Annotated in this window: 15 protein-coding genes and 2 tRNA genes; 11 read left to right on the top strand and 6 right to left on the bottom strand. The window is 59.0% G+C overall.

The features are described from left to right. Positions 1-5: 5 nt before the first annotated feature. The 3 genes from MESOP_RS12450 to MESOP_RS12440 all read right to left on the bottom strand — a co-directional run bounded on the left by MESOP_RS12450 (position 6) and on the right by MESOP_RS12440 (position 3177). Positions 6-842 (bottom strand): carbohydrate ABC transporter permease, encoded by an 837-nt coding sequence (locus MESOP_RS12450; RefSeq protein ID WP_013893682.1) that lies wholly within the window; start codon positions 840-842, stop codon positions 6-8. Further along, on the bottom strand, positions 839-1699 hold the full coding sequence (locus MESOP_RS12445) for a carbohydrate ABC transporter permease (protein WP_013893681.1): 861 nt from the start codon (positions 1697-1699) through the stop codon (positions 839-841). Before MESOP_RS12445 ends, MESOP_RS12450 begins: the two co-directional genes overlap by 4 nt. A 206-nt stretch (positions 1700-1905) precedes the next feature. Beyond that, entirely contained in the window at positions 1906-3177 is a 1272-nt protein-coding gene (locus MESOP_RS12440; protein WP_013893680.1) for an extracellular solute-binding protein, read from the bottom strand. Between the two features lie 104 nt (positions 3178-3281). Between MESOP_RS12440 and MESOP_RS12435 the strand changes: the two genes are divergently transcribed. From MESOP_RS12435 to MESOP_RS12400, 9 genes are all read left to right on the top strand, one after another. Next, entirely contained in the window at positions 3282-4154 is an 873-nt protein-coding gene (locus MESOP_RS12435; protein ID WP_013893679.1) for a helix-turn-helix domain-containing protein, read from the top strand. 346 nt (positions 4155-4500) lie between these two features. After that, positions 4501-4576 (top strand) — tRNA-Phe (locus MESOP_RS12430). A gap of 211 nt (positions 4577-4787) precedes the next feature. Beyond that, a complete protein-coding gene (locus MESOP_RS12425; RefSeq protein WP_013530181.1) occupies positions 4788-6053 on the top strand; it encodes a tyrosine-type recombinase/integrase in 1266 nt (421 codons plus the stop codon). A 460-nt stretch (positions 6054-6513) separates the two neighbouring features. Next, entirely contained in the window at positions 6514-7728 is a 1215-nt protein-coding gene (locus MESOP_RS12420; RefSeq protein ID WP_013530180.1) for a hypothetical protein, read from the top strand. Further along, positions 7725-8171: a three component ABC system middle component gene (locus tag MESOP_RS12415; protein WP_013530179.1), complete on the top strand. Its 447-nt coding sequence runs from the start codon at positions 7725-7727 to the stop codon at positions 8169-8171. Before MESOP_RS12420 ends, MESOP_RS12415 begins: the two co-directional genes overlap by 4 nt. After that, positions 8168-10027 (top strand): DUF3732 domain-containing protein, encoded by a 1860-nt coding sequence (locus tag MESOP_RS12410; protein ID WP_013530178.1) that lies wholly within the window; start codon positions 8168-8170, stop codon positions 10025-10027. The genes MESOP_RS12415 and MESOP_RS12410 overlap by 4 nt, the downstream gene beginning before the upstream one ends. Before the next feature lie 447 nt (positions 10028-10474). Further along, a complete protein-coding gene (locus MESOP_RS12405) occupies positions 10475-10726 on the top strand; it encodes a helix-turn-helix transcriptional regulator (protein ID WP_013530177.1) in 252 nt (83 codons plus the stop codon). Positions 10727-10787: 61 nt separating this feature from the next. After that, the gene (locus MESOP_RS33565; RefSeq protein WP_081285649.1) at positions 10788-11045 is read left to right on the top strand and encodes a helix-turn-helix domain-containing protein; all 258 of its coding nucleotides are present in this window, start codon (positions 10788-10790) and stop codon (positions 11043-11045) included. Beyond that, complete coding sequence (locus MESOP_RS12400) at positions 11038-12228, top strand: site-specific integrase (RefSeq protein ID WP_013530176.1); 1191 nt, start codon at positions 11038-11040, stop codon at positions 12226-12228. The genes MESOP_RS33565 and MESOP_RS12400 overlap by 8 nt, the downstream gene beginning before the upstream one ends. A 107-nt stretch (positions 12229-12335) precedes the next feature. On the opposite strand, the gene MESOP_RS12395 is transcribed toward MESOP_RS12400, so the two are convergent. Further along, positions 12336-12411, bottom strand: a tRNA-Ile gene (locus MESOP_RS12395). A 134-nt stretch (positions 12412-12545) separates the two neighbouring features. On the opposite strand from MESOP_RS12395, the gene MESOP_RS12390 reads away from it, so the two are divergent. Continuing rightward, on the top strand, positions 12546-13256 hold the full coding sequence (locus MESOP_RS12390) for an SIMPL domain-containing protein (protein ID WP_013893678.1): 711 nt from the start codon (positions 12546-12548) through the stop codon (positions 13254-13256). A 215-nt stretch (positions 13257-13471) separates the two neighbouring features. Here MESOP_RS12390 and MESOP_RS12385 read toward each other — a convergent pair whose 3' ends face one another. Both MESOP_RS12385 and MESOP_RS12380 read right to left on the bottom strand, forming a co-directional pair. Continuing rightward, the gene (locus tag MESOP_RS12385; RefSeq protein WP_013893677.1) at positions 13472-13843 is read right to left on the bottom strand and encodes a hypothetical protein; all 372 of its coding nucleotides are present in this window, start codon (positions 13841-13843) and stop codon (positions 13472-13474) included. Positions 13844-14052: 209 nt separating this feature from the next. Continuing rightward, a complete protein-coding gene (locus MESOP_RS12380) occupies positions 14053-14499 on the bottom strand; it encodes a YcgN family cysteine cluster protein (protein WP_041164638.1) in 447 nt (148 codons plus the stop codon). Between the two features lie 197 nt (positions 14500-14696). On the opposite strand from MESOP_RS12380, the gene MESOP_RS12375 reads away from it, so the two are divergent. Next, a complete protein-coding gene (locus MESOP_RS12375) occupies positions 14697-16943 on the top strand; it encodes an OmpA family protein (protein ID WP_013893675.1) in 2247 nt (748 codons plus the stop codon). Positions 16944-17137: the final 194 nt, after the last annotated feature.

The raw sequence follows: 17137 nt of genomic DNA, 5'->3' as shown, positions 1-17137 counted from the left end.
GGCCCTTACTTGATCGCGCCGGCGGCGATGCCGGCGATGAAATGGCGCTGCAGCAGCACGAAGACGATAAGCATCGGCACGGTCAGCATCACGGCCCCCGCCATGATGCCGCCCCACGATACCTTGGTGAGGCCGATCAGCGTGCCTAGCGCCACGGGTGCGGTCATCGAGCCCGGCTGGCTGTTGATCAAAAGCGGCCAGAGATAATTGTTCCATGACGCGAGGAACAGGATGATGGCGAGTGCGGCCAACATCGGCCGCGCCAGCGGCAGTGCGACGAACAGGAAGATGCGCCATTCCTTCACGCCTTCGACCCGCGCGGCGTCGAACAGGTCGTCCGGCATCATCGAGAAGCTCTGGCGCATGAACAAGACGCCCAGCGAATTGAACAGCGGCGGCACGATCAGCGCCACCCAGGTGTTGGCGAGTTGGAAGTCGCGCGCCACCATGATGAATTGCGGGATCAGCACCACCGCGTATGGCAGCGTGATGGTGCCGAGGATGATGGCGACGACCACGCCCTTGCCGAAGAACTGGTAGCGCGCCAGCGCCCAGCCGGCCATCGAGGTCAAGAGCACCGACAGGAAGGTGTAGGTCACCGCCACCGAGACTGAGATGCCGATCGCGCCGACGAAGTTGGTGTCGCGTTGCAGATTGTTGAAATTGTCGACGAAATTGCCGTGCGGCAGCAACTCGATGCCCGGGCTGAAGATGCCGTTGTCGGGCATGGTCGAGAACACCACCATCATCCACAACGGAAACAGCCAGATCAGCGCCAGCGGCGTCAGGAAGAGATGCAGCAAGAGGCTGCGTCTCAGGCGGGCCGAGGAGAGCGAGCTCATTGCTTTTCCCTCGTCAGCCACAGTTGCACCAGCGTGATGGCGATCGCCAGCCCCGCCATCGTGTAGGCGACGGCCGAGGCGTAGCCGAAATTGAGCGAGCGGAAGCCTTGGCGGTAGAGCAGCAGGCCGAGCGTCTCGGTGCCGCCGCCCGGTCCGCCGCGCTCGGTGATCAGGAATGGCTCGGTGAACAACTGCATGGTGCCGATGATCGACAACACCGTGCAAAAGACGATGACCGGCTTCAAGAGCGGCAAGGTTATGTAGAAGAATTGCTTGAGCTTGCTGACGCGGTCGAGCGTCGCCGCCTCGTAGACATCCTCGGGAATGGACTGCATGCCGGCCAGAAGGATGATCGCGTTGTAGCCGGCCCAACGCCAGGTGACCGCGATCATTATCAAAGCCATCGCCGGCGTAACGTTGGAGAACCAGTCGATCTTGGGCAAGCCGACGCTGTTCAGGAGCTTGTTGACGATGCCGAAATCGAGGCTGAACATCAGCCGGAAAACCGCCGAATAGGCGACCTCGCCGACCACGACCGGAGCGAAGAAGGCGAAGCGGTAAAGCCCCCTCGCCTTCAACAGCGGCGAATTCAAAAGCACCGCCATTACCATGGCCAGCGCGATCATCACCGGCACCTGGATGACGAGGATGAGCAGCGTGTTCTTCAGCGCGTTGAAGAAGGCCGGATCGCCGATCAGCCGGCCCCAGTTGAAGCCGGGGGCAAAGCGCCAGGGCACCGTGCGCGTCGCCTGGAACGAGATCATGAACGAGGAGATGATCGGCCACAGCCAGAAGACGGAGAAGATCAGGAGATAGGGGGCGAGGAAACGATAGGCCGTGGCGTTACGGTTGCGCATCTTCGTCCTCCTTCTCCCGATTGTTGTTTTAGGCCATCGTTTGGGTCTTCCCTTCTCCCCTTGTGGGAGAAGGTGTCGTCGAAGGCGACGGATGAGGGGTGTTCCAGGAAACGCCAACGTCTCACTCCGCTGGGGTACCCCTCATCCGTCTCGGCGCTATCGCGCCGATCCACCTTCTCCCACAAGGGGAGAAGGAAAAGCGGCGCTCACTCCTTGACCGGCAGTCCGGTCGCCGCGGCGATCTGGCTGGCGGCATCGTCGAGCGCTGCCTTGGCGCCGGCATAGCCGCCGGCGAGATACTTGGTCTGCACCGCGCGCATGATGATTTCGGCGTCGCTCTGGAACTGCGTGCCACGGCTGGGGACGACCTTGGGCAACGTGCCGAGGATATCCTTCCACACAGCCTGGCCCCCCCAATAGGGCAGGCCTTCCGAGACGTAGGGATCATTCAGCGCCGACACCAACGAGGGGACGAGACCGAATTCCTTCAGCATCGTGATCTGGCCCTCATTGGTTCCGAGCGTGTATTTCAGGTACTCGTAGGCCGCCTCCTTGTTCTTCGACCCCGAGGTGATGGCCAGCGATGAGCCACCGAGATTGGCGGCGCGCGGGCCGTCGGAGGTTAGGCTCGGCATCAGATAGACGCCCCATTTGCCGTTTTCACCGGCCGATTCGGTACGGATGGTGCCTTCATACCAGCCGCCATAGACTTGGGTGGCGACTGTACCGGCGGTGTTGTTGGTGATCTTGGTGCTCCAGTCGGCCGAGGACATGATGCCGGCGTCCTTCATGTCCTTGATCTTGGCCAGCGTATCGACACATTTCGGCTGGTTGACCGTGATCGACTGGCCGTCCTCGGCGAAATAGGAGCAGCCCTGCTCGTTGGAGATCATACGGAAGAATTCGGTGTCGCCGTTGAAATCGGCATTGGTCATCGAGACGCCCGGATTGGCGGCCTGGATCTTCTTGCCGGCGGCGATGAAATCGTCCCAGGTCTTGATCGACGCCGGATCGACACCGGCCTTTTCGTAGAAGTCGCGGCGATAGAAGGCGGCGACCGGGCCGGAATCCCATGGCATCGCATAAGCCTTGTCGCCGACTTCGAGCTCGGTGCGCTTGAAATCGGGGAATTTCTTCTGGTCCTCGGCGCTGTAGCCCAGCGTGTGCAGGTCGACGAAGCAGTCGGGGAACTGGCTCCAGTAATTCTCGGCCTCGCCGTTCTCGATGGTGACGATGTCGGGCAGGCCGACACCGCCTGCGGCACAGCCGGCGATAGACTTGTCGTAGGTCGGCTGGTTGCCGAGATCCTGGACCGTGACCTTGATGTCGGGATGCAGCTTGTTGAAGCCGGCGACCGTCGCCTTCAGTGACGAAGCGGCGACGTTCCAACTCCAGATGGTGATTTCGCCAGATTGCGCGAATGCCGGGGCTGAGCCCAGGGCAAGCGCAAGCGCGGCGCAGGACAGTGTGATGCGCATTGAAATCCTCCCATTTCATTTGCTCTCTCTGCGAGCCGGGCTAGACTATGCAGCACGGAAGGCTTGTCCCCGACAAAGGGAATAAGGAATTGGCGGAAAGTAAGATGCCGGAACGGCCGTTTTACCAGCCTGGCGCCAGCAGCGTCGAAGGCCTGCCGCTGCTGTTGCAGATGTTTCACACCGCTCCCCTGGTTATGCTCAAGCCGCACTGGCATGCCCAGGTCGAGGTGAATTTCATCGTGCGCGGCAGCGTGCATTACCGCATGAACGAGCACGAAATCTCGCTTTCGGCCGGTGAGATGTGCCTGTTCTGGGGCGGCCTGCCGCACCAGATGGACGATCTCTCAGACGATGCCGTCTATGCCGGTGCCCATTTGCCGCTGGTGCATTTCTTCCGGCTGCACCTGCCGGCGGACGTGCGCCATCGGCTGATGACGGGCGCCACGCTGGTGACCGGCGCCACCGATCAATCCGATAACGACAATTTCGCCCGCTGGAACCGCTATGCCCGCTCGGGCGACCCGGCCAAGGCCGAGCATGCCGTCAACGAACTTCTGCTGCGGCTGGAGCGGGTGCGGTTCGAGCCTTACCGGCTGGTGCCCGAAACGGCCGCCGGGCACGAGATGGGCAGTCCCTTCGACCAGCAGTCGTCGCGCAATGTCGGGCGCATGTGCGACTTCATCGCCGAAAACTTCCTCTACGACATCGATTGCGTGAACATTGCCGGGGCGGCCGACATCCATCCCAAATACGCCATGAGCCTGTTCAAGAAATCGACGGGCATGACGTTGAACGAATATGTCAACCTTCTGCGGTTGAGCTACGCACAGGCGCTGTTGATGCACCAGGACGCCAATGTGCTGCGCGTCGCCATGGATTCGGGCTTCGGTTCGCTCAGCGCCTTCAACAAATCGTTCCGCAAGCTGGCCGGCATGACGCCCTCCGATTTTCGCAAGGGTCTGGCCAGCGCCAGATAGCCCCGCCGGCCGGTCGAGGCCTGGCCAGGGATGCGAGCACATTTCGGGATCTCGCGCCCATCGCCGCATCTCGATTATCGACTGGAATGCAGGCCGGGCTGCCGGCAAAGGGCTATCGCGGGCTCGGGCAAGGATGCCTATGCCTGAAACAGTACAGGCCGCGCGCCATTCCGGGATGAAAGCAGCATGAAAAGGCACCCATCACACGGCCTGTCTTTTCCTGTCTGAAATCGCAACCTAGGCGCTGGACAGGCCGAATTCCCGTGCTATAACCCACGCGCTTTCAAGGGGCGCCCCACGGCGCCTTCGTGAAATCCGGTCAACGCAATTTCAGTTACCGGAACAGGCCCAGATAGCTCAGTTGGTAGAGCAGCGGACTGAAAATCCGCGTGTCGGTGGTTCGAATCCGCCTCTGGGCACCATCCCCTCTTTTCCCGACACTCCCTTTCGCCGAAGCTTCTACGCTTCTGTTTCGGCAATTGCATGAAATTGTTGAGGATTTTGGAGCGCAAGGCGCGGTTGGTCGGGTTTTGTGGAATTTCGGCGTAGTTGGTCCAACGAGGCAGAGGGCTGGTATTTTCGCTGGTATTGGAGATCCTGATGGTATCGATGAGCCAAATGGAGGTCCCGAAAATGGCCCTTTCCGACGTAAAATGCCGAAATGCCCGACCCGTTTCCAAGCTCGTGAAATTGACCGATGGTGGCGGGCTCCAGCTTTGGGTGCAGCCTACCGGATCTCGCCTATGGCGCCTCGCCTATCGTTTTGGCGGCAAGCAGAAGCTTCTGGCGTTGGGCAGCTATCCCCTCATCTCCCTCGCTGAGGCACGCGAGGCGCGCGATACCGCCAAACGTCTCCTCCTACGTGGCATCGACCCCGCACTGGAGCGTAAGTTGCAAAAGGCTTCGGCAGAGGACACCTTTCGATCAATCGCGGAGGATTATGTCGACAAGCTGAAGAAGGAGGGACGTGCCGACCGGACCATCACCAAGGTCAAATGGTTGCTCGACTTTGCCTATCCAGCGTTTGGGGACAAATGCGTTCGGGAGATCGATCCGGTTACAATTCTTGCCGCTCTCCGCAGCGTGGAGGATCGCGGTCGATACGAGTCGGCCAGGCGACTGCGCTCCACGATTGGCAGCGTGTTTCGATATGCAATCGCAACCGCACGCGCCGATCTAGATCCGACGGTCGCCCTCAGGGGCGCACTCGTCGGTCCGACGGTCACGCCGCGTGCCGCGGTTACCGATCCTATGGCCTTGGGAGGCTTGCTGAGGGCGATCAATGCCTTTGACGGACAGCCTACAACCCGAGCCGCCCTGAAGCTGATGGCCCTGCTGTTTCCCCGCCCCGGCGAGTTGCGTGCGGCCGGATGGGACGAGTTCGATTTCGAAAGCTCGGTGTGGAGCATCCCTGAAGGGCGCATGAAGATGAGACGGCCGCACCGCGTACCACTTTCCAGGCAGGCCGTCGGGGTCCTAACCTCACTTAGACGAATCTCTGGTGGTGGATCGCTGTTGTTTCCTAGTGTTCGATCGGGCTTGCGTCCGATTTCCGACAACACGCTTAACGCGGCCCTTCGCCGTATGGGGTACGGCAAGGAAGAAGCTACCGCGCACGGTTTTCGAGCAACCGCATCAACTCTGCTGAACGAATGCGGAAAGTGGCATCCGGACGCCATAGAGCGGCAGTTGGCCCATGTTGAGAACAACGACGTTCGTCGCGCCTACGCCCGGGCAGAGCACTGGGAAGAGCGCGTAAAGATGATGCAATGGTGGGCCGATTATCTGGAAGAACTTGCGAGCAAAAACGCGCGGGTGCAAATTGCCGGCGATCGGAGACCGCTAAAACTGGCCGACCTATGGTCTGGCGACCCATTGACCAGGGCGAAGAGTGATTGAAGCGCCATACCACTGCACTGAACCCTTGAGAGGGTGATTCCTCCCACCTTCGGGCGCATCAACACTGCCCAATTTCCAGTGGCGCCCAAGCATTCTGACCCGAATTCAGCCCGCATGGCGGGAGGTAAAAGTGAGCTTTGCGCCCTCTTACCGGTCATTTCGGACGGTCGGAACCTTCACCTGAAAGCGGACATACTCGCCACCTCCGCACAGGCTGAGTTGGAAAGAAAGTACCAGATTCCTGCCGGTTCCGGACGGGACGAGATTTATTCAACCGAGCAAGAATCTCCAGATCTTCCTTCTCAATACCCGAGAAGGCGAAATCAGCGATTGAATCGTTTAAATTGATATCGATCTTAGCTCCAAATCCTATCGTTAGTACATTGAAATAGCGATTGGCAGCTGCTAGGTGTCGGCGTAATTACTTGGAGCGTGTTTTCTCGAATCCTGTTGGTAGGCCATGAGCGGAAGGTCGCGCGTCGATACGACTAGTGCGGAAGATAAATCAATTGGTTTCGACTACCAGTACTATTATTTTCTAAATGAGCTGCTGAACCTAAAAATCGGCCAAGTTGTGGGCTTGGAGGTTTTAGATGACGTTCATATCGAGCGTCCAGACGGCACTAATCTACTTGTCCAGCTGAAGCACACAGTTCAGACGAGTGCACATGGCGCTCCTATCAACCTTACGACGTTGGACAGCGATCTTTGGAAATCGATTTCGAACTGGTGCAAATTGATCATCGACCCGGCGGATGGACGGGCGTCGGTGGATTCTCAGCTTGCATTTCTTAAAAAGACTAGCTTCCTGCTCGCATCCAACAAGTCAGAAAATGACAAAAATGCCTTTCTGATATCCATTGAAACCTTCAAGGCTAGCACCAAAAGTCATGCTGAGCTTGTCGCTGAGATCACGTTGCTCAAGGCGAAAAGCAAAGACCAGGTGATTCAAGGTTACATCGATGACGTGCTCTCACTCGACGCCGCCGTGTCAGAGAGCTTTTTTGAGCACCTGTCGTTCGCTTTGGGGAAGGACGAAATCATCAACCTATGCAGAGCGTCCATCGCCGAGAAGCAGATACACCAATCACGTATTGACGACGTTTTTCACGCCATCGACTCAGAGGTACGGCAAAATTCCTATGCCACCGTCAAGGCAGGGCAGAAAATCACGATCAGCTTTGACGAATTCACCCAGAAATACCGACGATATTTCGATAAAGCTCGGAGCGGCGGTCTGCTTTTCAGAAGATTTCCGCCTGTTTTGCCGGACAGTCTACTCGACCAGACGTTCATCAAGCAATTGGTGGATATCAATGACATCTCAGAGGATAACGTTGAGTTCCATACGAAGTTCACCACCAGGCGGTTGCACTTTCGCGATAATATGGAACGACTGATCCAAGACGGGGATATCACCCAATCCGATATTGACGATTTGGAGGAAGAGGCTTCCGTCATTTGGGAAGGCAAGTTCCTTCAGGCCTACTCAGCCCAACAGTCAACTGGTGATGAGGGCGCATCTGCCCGTGCGATTGTCGGAGATTTGCGGCAGAGAAAACTGACGCTTGCTTCGCAGGAGCTTCCGATACCCATGAGTCATGGCGGGTTCTACGATCTCTCTGATCGACCGGTGATTGGCTGGTTGAGCGACTGGAAAGACCGCTACAAGTGAAGTTCAGTTCATATTACAATAATCTCGGGATCAATGCGTTCGCGATCTCCTCTGTGCTGAAAGAGGCGGGATTTCTAACGATCCCCCAAATTGCGTTGATCTTGCCAGTTGTGGCGCATCGTCAGATGGTAACAAAGCTTGCCAACGGCCGATTCAGATTTGCAAGTTTTGAGCAGTATCTGATCGATAACATCGAATTCTTCTACAATTTTAATGAGCGATACCTTGCGTCGCTTACTCCGACCGTCAATGCCCTGCAATTTTTGTATGAGATGGGCGTGCTTCAATTGAAGGACGACGGTGCGGTGGTAGCGTCTGACTTACCCTTCGACGCATCAATGGGCAAACGCGCCGAGCGCGTTAAGCGCGCGTCATCAAACATAGCTGCCCTGATTTCTGGCAATGCTGAAATTTTCTACCTCAATGCGAGGATCGAGCTATGAAATTCTACATCGAAAGCCTGTACCTGTGGCTCAATACCGAACAAAGAAGGTCCGTTACGTTCTTGCCGAACAAGGTGAATGTGATCACCGGAGACAGCCACACTGGTAAAACCGCCATCCTGGATATCGTAGATTATTGCATGTTCGCGAGCAAGCATCGTATTTCTGAGAGCATTATCAACGAAAATGTCGCCTGGTACGGACTGCGTATTCATGTGAACGATAAGGTCTATACGCTGGCGAGACGCGCACCGGCAGGAAAGACCACATCGTCTGATTACTACTTCTCGTCAATAGGGGAGGTGCCGGACTCCGTGCCCATACCGAATATCAGCGAAAGCGTCTTGAAGAAGCAATTGAGCGCTGACTTCGGCATCGACCAAGACGTCAAAATTCCTTTTGGCGGGAGAACGTTGCAAACCGGCTCTAGGGTGTCGCTGCGATACTTCCTGCTCTTCAACACGATCTCTCAAGATATAATCACGCATAGCGATCAGTTTTTCGACAAGCAGAACGAGCCTCGTTACCAAGAGGCCTTACCGCGCATATTCGACATTGCTGTGGGGATCGACACGGTCGAGAACATACTGAAGCGAGAGAAGCGGACGGAGTTGGAGCGAAGCCTCGCCCGCCTTGAAAAACTGACCGCGAAAACGCAGGAAAAGCGCGATCAGTTTAACGCCCAATTGGCTGAAACCGTCGCGCGGGCGAAGGGGTATGGACTAGTCGCCGACAATACAGACGCGGATGCTTCAGTCACCGCGCTGAAGCGAATGGTGACGGAGCGGGAGAGTGGCCCCGATCTGTATGTGTCCGCGCAGTATGAGGAGATTTCTTCGCAGCTATACCGAGTTTCTCGAAAGATCAGGGGGCTTCGCAAATTCGCTTCGGAGTATGGAAATCATAAGGTGACCCTCAAGGAGACAGCGGATAGCCTCCAGCCCGTTGAATATCTGATGAGGAACTACGAGGAGACGGTTCGGACATCCGTATTCGACGACATCCTCAGGAACCTTTCCGAGGGTCTACAGCAGATTAAAGACGCTACTGCGAGAAAGACGCCGTTGGACAGCAACATCTCCGAAATTATCAAGGCATTGGAATCTCAGCGCGAGAAGCTCGAAAAAGACCTTCAAGCCCTTCCCGCCGAGATGGAGAGCTTCGAGACCGATAAAGATAAGTATATCTTCATCGGCGAAACGAAGGCCAAGCTTGAGTTGTACGGCGATCTAGAGTCAGAAAAGGTTACAGACAACAGCGAGTTGATCGCAAACCTGACAGCTGAAATCGAAGACCTCGCTGTGTCACCTGTCAACGATCGGCAAGAGCTGTTCACCAGCGCCCTTGATGAAGCAATCCAGGATTATATTTCTCTAACGAAGGCAGCGCTGGGGAACTATGGCGAATATCGTTCCGCCTTCAATTATTCGGAAAAGAAGCTTCATCTGCGCAAGCCCAGAACAGCATCGACCGAGAACGTGGGCAGCAGTTCCAACCACATGTTCCTTCACCTGTTTCTGTTCCTTGGCCTGCATGAACTAGTTATGCGGAACGACGGCATTCACGTGGCACCGTTCCTGATTATTGATCAGTTCTCGAGGCCTTACTGGGGCGAGGATGATCGGAAGGATGGGGAGGGCGAGAAGGACGTCGACCAAAGCGATGTCGCAAAGGTCAAGTTGGCACTGGAGCTTTTGGACCAGTTCATCTCCACCGCAAATGAAATGGGAAAAGAGTTCCAGATGATCGTCTTCGAGCACATAAATCCGCGATATTGGGACGGGCTCAAGAACGTGCACCTAGTTGAAATTTTCCGAGATGGAAACGCCCTGATCCCGGTTTCCAGGGCGGACTAGGGCGTATCGGGCGCGAACGCCTGCAAATGTCCGCAATTGATCTGAAATATCAGCAAGCCTATTCTGGTGGCCGTTTTTGGTGAGACCAGCGCTGCCGTCGACCGTAGGGAGGTCGGGAGCGGTATGGCTGCTAGCCCATGATCGCTCGCCAGAACCAATCAGTCCGCTCCCGGCCCCGAACGCGACGTCCCGAGTAGTGGGTCGTTGATCGCCAGCTCAGCGAAAACCCTCCGCCGACTTGCCTATGGATTGCGCTCCTGCCGGAATGCACCCCGTTCACACGTTGCTGCCAATTTACGCCGAACGAACTAGTCAGGCCGGTTCCGCTTGACGAGGGTTTTCTTATTTTAGCCCAACACGATCTCCTCGCTACGAATTGGCAACTAGGATGTGGCTTTTGCGCTTCGATACCAACTCGCCTGGATTGCCAGGACCGAGGCAGCGTCCATGAAGAGTGACGCAATCTCGTATGCCCCACGAGGGCTATCTCGTGAGGAAGCGGCTCGTTACATCGGTGTCGGATCGACGCTTTTTGACGAGATGGTCGCCGATGGTCGGATGCCCCAGCCCAAGCGCATCAACAGCCGCGCTGTCTGGGATCGTGTCGCACTGGATATTGCTTTCACCTCGTTGCCGGACAAAGATACCGGCCTTCAAGAGCTGTTGGAACGAAGCAAACGGGACGTTGAAAAACGATAATACGCTTGTTGCGTATACGCTGTAGACGTAGTACGCTGATAGCTCGTGCGGAAGGGATGACGTGAACGAGAATGAGAAACTTGCGCAAGAAGTCAAAGCCTGGCGGGCAAAGGGGGGGGTCACTGCCGAAGCCGCGGCCAAGGCGCTGGGAATACCAAAGCGCACCTTTGAAGGCATAGAGCAAGGCAGAGGGTTCCCCTACCCTCTGCTCCTGCGCGTTGCAATCGAAAGCAAAACCCTTTCGCTGCAAGCGATGCTGGAGAACTCCCCGCGAGCTGATCACCGGCGGAGAAAGTCTGGAAGGAACGTTGATGGCTAGGCCCTTTAAGGATGCGCGCTATCCTGGGATCTCTTCGCGTATCAAGAATGGCAAGCTAACTTACCGCTACCGTGCAAAAGGCATGCCTGAAATCCAACTTCCCGGTAAGCCAGGAGATCCCGAGTTCGAGGTGGCTTACGAGAATGCCACGCAGGGCCAACATAAGAATGCTGTTATTATCGATTTGCCCGGTCGGGCACTGCCAAAAACATTTGGCCATGCCGCGCGTCGACTTGAGACCACGATGGAGTGGCTGGATTTTGATGAAGCAACGCAGCGGAAGAATGCGCGACTGATCGAGCGCTTTCTCAGCCTGAAGGTCGATCCTGCCTATCCGCTGACGTGGCGCGAAACGCCAGTCGAACACCTCGACGCGGATCGGCTTCGCGCCATAATTGAAGGCATCTTCAGAACAAACCGTACGGTCGCCAAACACATGTTGGTGGCCATAAAGAAGCTTGTATGGGTCGCGACCGACATCGAAAAATGGATAAAGCCGCAGGACGATCCCTCGTTGTCCATCCGCGTGCGAGTGCCCAAATCGACCAAGAACCCGGCCTGGCCGATCGCGATGCGCGAAACGTTCGAGGAGCGACACCCCGTCGGGACAGCCGCACGCACCTGCTACGCACTCGGCTTCTGGCTTGGAAATCGTCGCGGCGATATCGCTGCGCTTGCGTGGGATGATCTTCTAACCGAAGAGATTGAACTGTTCGATGGCTCGCTGGTGCTAATCGAGGCCTTTGATTTCCGACAGAAGAAGAACCGCAACCGCCACGGCGGGCGCGAGATGTTCATCCCAGTCGTAGACAAGCTGGCGGCAGCGCTGGATCCGCTTGACCGCTCGAAGGGGGGAACCGTCTTGAAGAACGGCTATGGCAACCCGTTTTCAGAAAAGAGCCTGTCGGGCATGATGCAGCACTGGACGCGGCAGGCGGGAATTCCTAGCGGCTACACGCTCCATGGCCTGCGCCGCACCTTCGGCACTTACCTCGCTGAATGCAACATCCAAGCGCGGGCCATAATGGAGGCTATGGGCCATTCCTCCATGGCGGTAACGGATGACTACGTGCGCGAGGCCAACAAGAAGCGGATCGCAGTTGATATTGCCCGTGCCATCAACGAGCGCGAGGCCAAACGCGACGCGATGAAGCGGCGAGCAAACCTGCGCATCGTCAGATAATCAAATTGAGTCGGAACAAACCGGGACCGTGGTCTTTGCTTTGGGCCCATAATGGGCCCAAAACGTTTTGGGCCCAGGGCGATTTTTGTCAACAAAATCAACGGTTATGGTGGGCCCGGAGGGACTCGAACCCCCAACCAAGCGGTTATGAGCCGCCGGCTCTAACCATTGAGCTACAGGCCCCACGTGCGCTGGATTAATGTTTTTCGCATCGCGGCACAAGGCTTTCCCGACGGGCTTCCGCAGATCGCCCAAATCAACCCATAATCGCGCTCTACGCGACGCTTGCGACCTGATCGCAGACCAAGGAGATTTTCATGACCAAACACCTTTTGCCCCTCGCGCTCGCCGCTGCAGTCGCTTTTCCGGCGATGGCTGGAGCCACCGATTTGCCGACGCCGCCCCGTATCATCGTGTCGGGTGAAGGCGAAGCAACCGTTGCCCCCGACCTCGCCCTTTTGACGCTAAGCGTCATGCGCGAGGCCAAGACCGCGCGCGCGGCGCTCGACGCCAACAACGACGCCATGGCCGCCGTGATCGCTGCGATGAAGGCGGCCGGCATCAAGGACCGCGATCTGCAGACCGCGGGCATCCAGATCAATCCGCGCTACAACTACACCAACAAGCCGGACGGCAGCCAGGAGGCCGAACTCGTCGCCTACCAGGTGACGAACACGCTGTCGGTGCGCGTACGCGACGTCGACAAGACCGGCGAGATTCTCGACAAGGCGGTGTCGCTCGGCGTCAACCAGGGCGGCGGCATCGCCTTCACCAACGACAATCCGGCGGCCACCGTCACCGAAGCACGCAAGAAGGCGGTCGCCGACGCCATGGCGAAGGCCAAGACGCTCGCCGAGGCGGCCGGCGTCAGCCTCGGCCGGGTACTCGAGATCACGGATCAGAACATCAGGCCGGCACCAATGCCGATCAACGCCAAAGCCTTCGATGCCGCGGCCGGCGCGGCTCCGGTACAAGCTGGCGAAAACGCCTACAACGTCCAGGTCACCGTTACGTTCGAACTGAAGTAGCCGGTTCCGGTGATTCCATTGGCCGAGCCCATGCCCGGCCGTGGGATTATCCGCCAGCGCATGAAAAACCCCGCGGGATCGCTCCCGCGGGGTTTTGTCGAGCCGCACCCGTCCGATTGGGAAAGGGGCCCGCTACTCCAGACCGACCTCCCGGAGGTCGTGTCTCCCTGCATAACCCTCGCAGAGGATCATGCCGCTACGACCAGACCTCCCGCTCAGCGGTTGATGATCGGGCAACCGCGCTCGTTGGCGAACACGATCACGACCCGGTCCCCATACTGGCGTCCCATGACCTTGACGACACGGCGGTTGGTGTCGACGATGCGGGCGCGGTGCAGCCCCATGCGCTCGGCCTTGTCGAGGGCCCGGTCCGGCGAGCAGCCACGGCGCCAGCCGTCGCCGCGCCAGTCGTCGCGGCGCTCGTCACGGCGATGGCGGTAGCCGTCGTCGCCGGCGTAGACGCCAAAGCGCGGGTCGTTGTTGTTGCCGAAGCCGAGATAGAGGCTGTCGGCATGGGCGGGAATGGCCGCCAGCGTGCCGAGGCCGATCAGGGCCGAAAGGGCTGCCGTCTTGATCGTGGTGTACATGGTTCTCTCTCCTTGTTGCGGGCTTGCGCCCGTCCTCGTGAAACCGATGGTGGGAGAATGCACTGGCCTGTCTGAACTATTTACGAACTCGCCGTTCATCTGCGGTTCATGTGACGGGAAAGGGAAAGCTTCGCCGGTTCTCCACCAATATGCCCCCCCAAACGCCCTGCCTCGGTTCATGCTTCCGGCGCGCCTTGCGGTTATGAGCCTCAAGGCTCCTCGTCGAGCATATAGTCAAAATAATCCTCGGGCTCGACGAGCTCGGTCTCGCTCGCCTTGACGCGGCCGCGCATCGAGATACCGGCCTCGTGCACGGTCTCGGCACTGCCCGACACCAGCCGGTGCCACCAATAGAGGTCGCGGCCCTCTGCCACCAGCCGGTAGGCGCAGGTGCTGGGCAGCCAGCTGATGGTGCGCACGTTCTGTGGCGTCAGGCCGACGCAATCGGGAACGCGCGCCAGCCGGTTGGCATAGTCGGCGCAGCGGCAAGTCTGCGCGTCGAACAGCCGGCAGCCGACGCTGGTCCAGTAAATCTCACCGGTATCCTCGTCCTCGAGCTTCGACAGGCAGCATTTGCCGCAGCCGTCGCAGAGCGACTCCCACTCGGCCGGACTCATCTCTTCCAGCGTCTTTGTTTTCCAGAACGGCGTTTCCATTTTCGGGATGTGGCCCCAGCGGACGCCGAGGTCAAGCACCGCGATCGCCGCCAAAGCCGCCCCACCATAGGAAAAACATGAAGTTGCCTTCAAAACGCCGGTCAATCGTCCTTCGTTGCCGGTAATGCCCGCAAACCGGAACCAATATGGATGATGAAGGTTTGGGCAGGGATGGGACCCCACAAGGAGAAATTTCGATGAAACGCCAACCACGGATTCTGGCAGGCACAGCACTTGGCCTGTTGATGGCATCCGCGCCGTTGGGCGCATCCCCGCTTCAGGGAAGTGCCGCGTTCGGCTCCATGCAGCGCGGCACCGTACCGTTGGTCCTGGCCCAGGCGGCTTGCGCCGAGGGCGAATCGGCCGAAGCCTGCGCACAGCAAGGGGAACAGAAGTCTGAGCGCAAGAAGCGCGAGCAGCAGCAGACCGAACAGGCACCCGCCGGCGAGGCTGCTCCGGCCACCGACGAACAGCAGCCGCGCAGGAAAAAGCGCGACCAGCAGCAGCAGGCCGAACAGGCACCCGCCGGCGAAGCCGCTCCCGCCACCGACGAACAGCAGCCGCGCAGGAAAAAGCGCGACCAGCAGCAGCAGGTCGAACAGGCACCCGCCGGCGAAGCCGCCCCCGCCACCGACGAGCAGCAGCCGCGCAGGAAAAAGCGCGACCAGCAGCAGCAGGTCGAACAGGCGCCAGCCGGTGAGGCAGCCCCCGCCACGGACGAGCAGCAGCCGCGCAGGAAAAAGCGCGACCAGCAGCAACAGCAGACCGAGCAGGCGCCAGCCGGTGAGGCAGCCCCCGCCACGGACGAGCAGCAGCCACGCAGGAAAAAGCGCGATCAGCAGCAACAGCAGACCGAGCAGGCGCCGGCCGGCGAGGCAGCCCCTGCCAACGACAACCAGCCAGGCGAGAACCCGCGCAAGAAGCACAAGCAGGGCCAGCAAGAGGCCGCGCCCGTACCCACCCCGAAGGAAGCTCCGGCCGAACAACCGACACCCAAGGCGGAGCAGGCCCCTGCCGGCGAACCGGCTCCCGCCCAGGGCGAACAGGCTCCGGCCCAGGGCGAACAACCCCAGGACAAGACGAAGAAGCACGGCAGGAAGCCGGCCGCGGAGCAGCCTGCAAACGGCGAGCAGCCCGCAAATGGGCAACAGCAGCAGACTGGCGAGCAGCCGGCGACGGGTGAACAGCCTGCCACCGGCGGCAAGGCCGCGCCTGTCCAGGGCGAAACCTCCGTGCAGGGCGAGGCACCCGCTGACAAGAACGCCGCCCCTATTCTCGACAGCCAGAAGGATGCCCGACGCAAGGGTCGCGGCGAGAACGGCCAGGGCGGCAGGAAACCGGCCAACCAGAATGGCGAGCAGCAGAATAGCGAGCAGCAGAATGGTGGCCAAAACGCTCAGCAAGGTGCCGATCAGGGCCGCAAGCCCCTGGTCGCTCCTGTCGACCAAGGTCCGCCGCCCACCGACGACAAGTCGGCCCAACAGGCAATCCAGCCTGAAAAAATCGCCCCGGTGACGGAGGAAAAGGGCAAGCGCGTAGAGCGTGCACCCGATGAGAACGTCCGCGACCGCCAGCGTCCGAAAGGCGTCAATGTCGTCAGGGAACTCGGCGACCGCGTCATCCTGCAGTTCAACAACCAGACATTCGTCCAAAGCAATGATGCCCCGCGCATGACCCGCGGCGCCAGGAATGTGTACTATGAGGATCTGTCGGGCGATCGCACCCGGGAAGTCGTCGAACGTGACAACGGTGTCCGGATCGTCACCATCCGCAACCGCTATGGCGACGTCATCCAGCGTTCGCGCATTGCGCCGGACGGACGCGAATATGTGCTGAGCTATGTCGACGAGCGGCACTATGAGGATGAAAACGACTGGCGCGATCCCGGCGATGACCTGCCGCCGATGCGGCTGACCATCCCGCGCCGGGACTACATCCTGGATTCAGAGGATGTCGAAAGCGACGACGACTATTACACCTTCCTCGAACAGCCGCCGGTCGAGCGGGTCCAGCGTCTCTATTCGATCAACGAGGTCAAGCGTTCGGCGCGCGTGCGCGACATTGCGCGGCGCATCGACCTTGACACGCTGAACTTCGAATTCGGCTCGTCCTCGATCTCCGATACCGAGGTGCAGAAGCTGCAAGGCGTCGCCGACGCCATGGAGAAGCTTTTGAAGAAGAACCCGGCCGAAACCTTCCTGATCGAAGGCCATACCGACGCCGTCGGCACGCCGGAGGCAAACCTGGCCTTGTCGGATCGCCGCGCCGAAGCGGTTGCCGAAGCACTGACCAACGCCTTCGGCATCCCGGCGGAGAACCTGACGACGCAGGGCTATGGCGAGGAGTATCTGAAAGTCGACACCTCGGCGCCCAACCGAGAGAACCGGCGTGTTGCGATCCGCCGCATCACCCCGCTGGTGGCGCCGGTGGCCAGCAACAACTGATCCTGATCCGGAAAGATCATGGTCCATTAAATCTGTATTTCCAGGAGCTTGAGCCGGCTTCTGGAATCAGATCGGCAACAAGGCCCCATCCCGGAGGACCGGGATGGGCGGGAATGCGGACGACAGCCCGGGGTCAACAAGAATTGTCCGGGCATCAGGTCCGGCTCATTGAAACGTGAGGCAGCCTACCCCAG

The sequence above is a fragment of the Mesorhizobium opportunistum WSM2075 genome (assembly GCF_000176035.2).
GTDB classification, from domain to species: domain Bacteria; phylum Pseudomonadota; class Alphaproteobacteria; order Rhizobiales; family Rhizobiaceae; genus Mesorhizobium; species Mesorhizobium opportunistum.
This window is presented reverse-complemented; position numbering and strand designations above follow the sequence as displayed.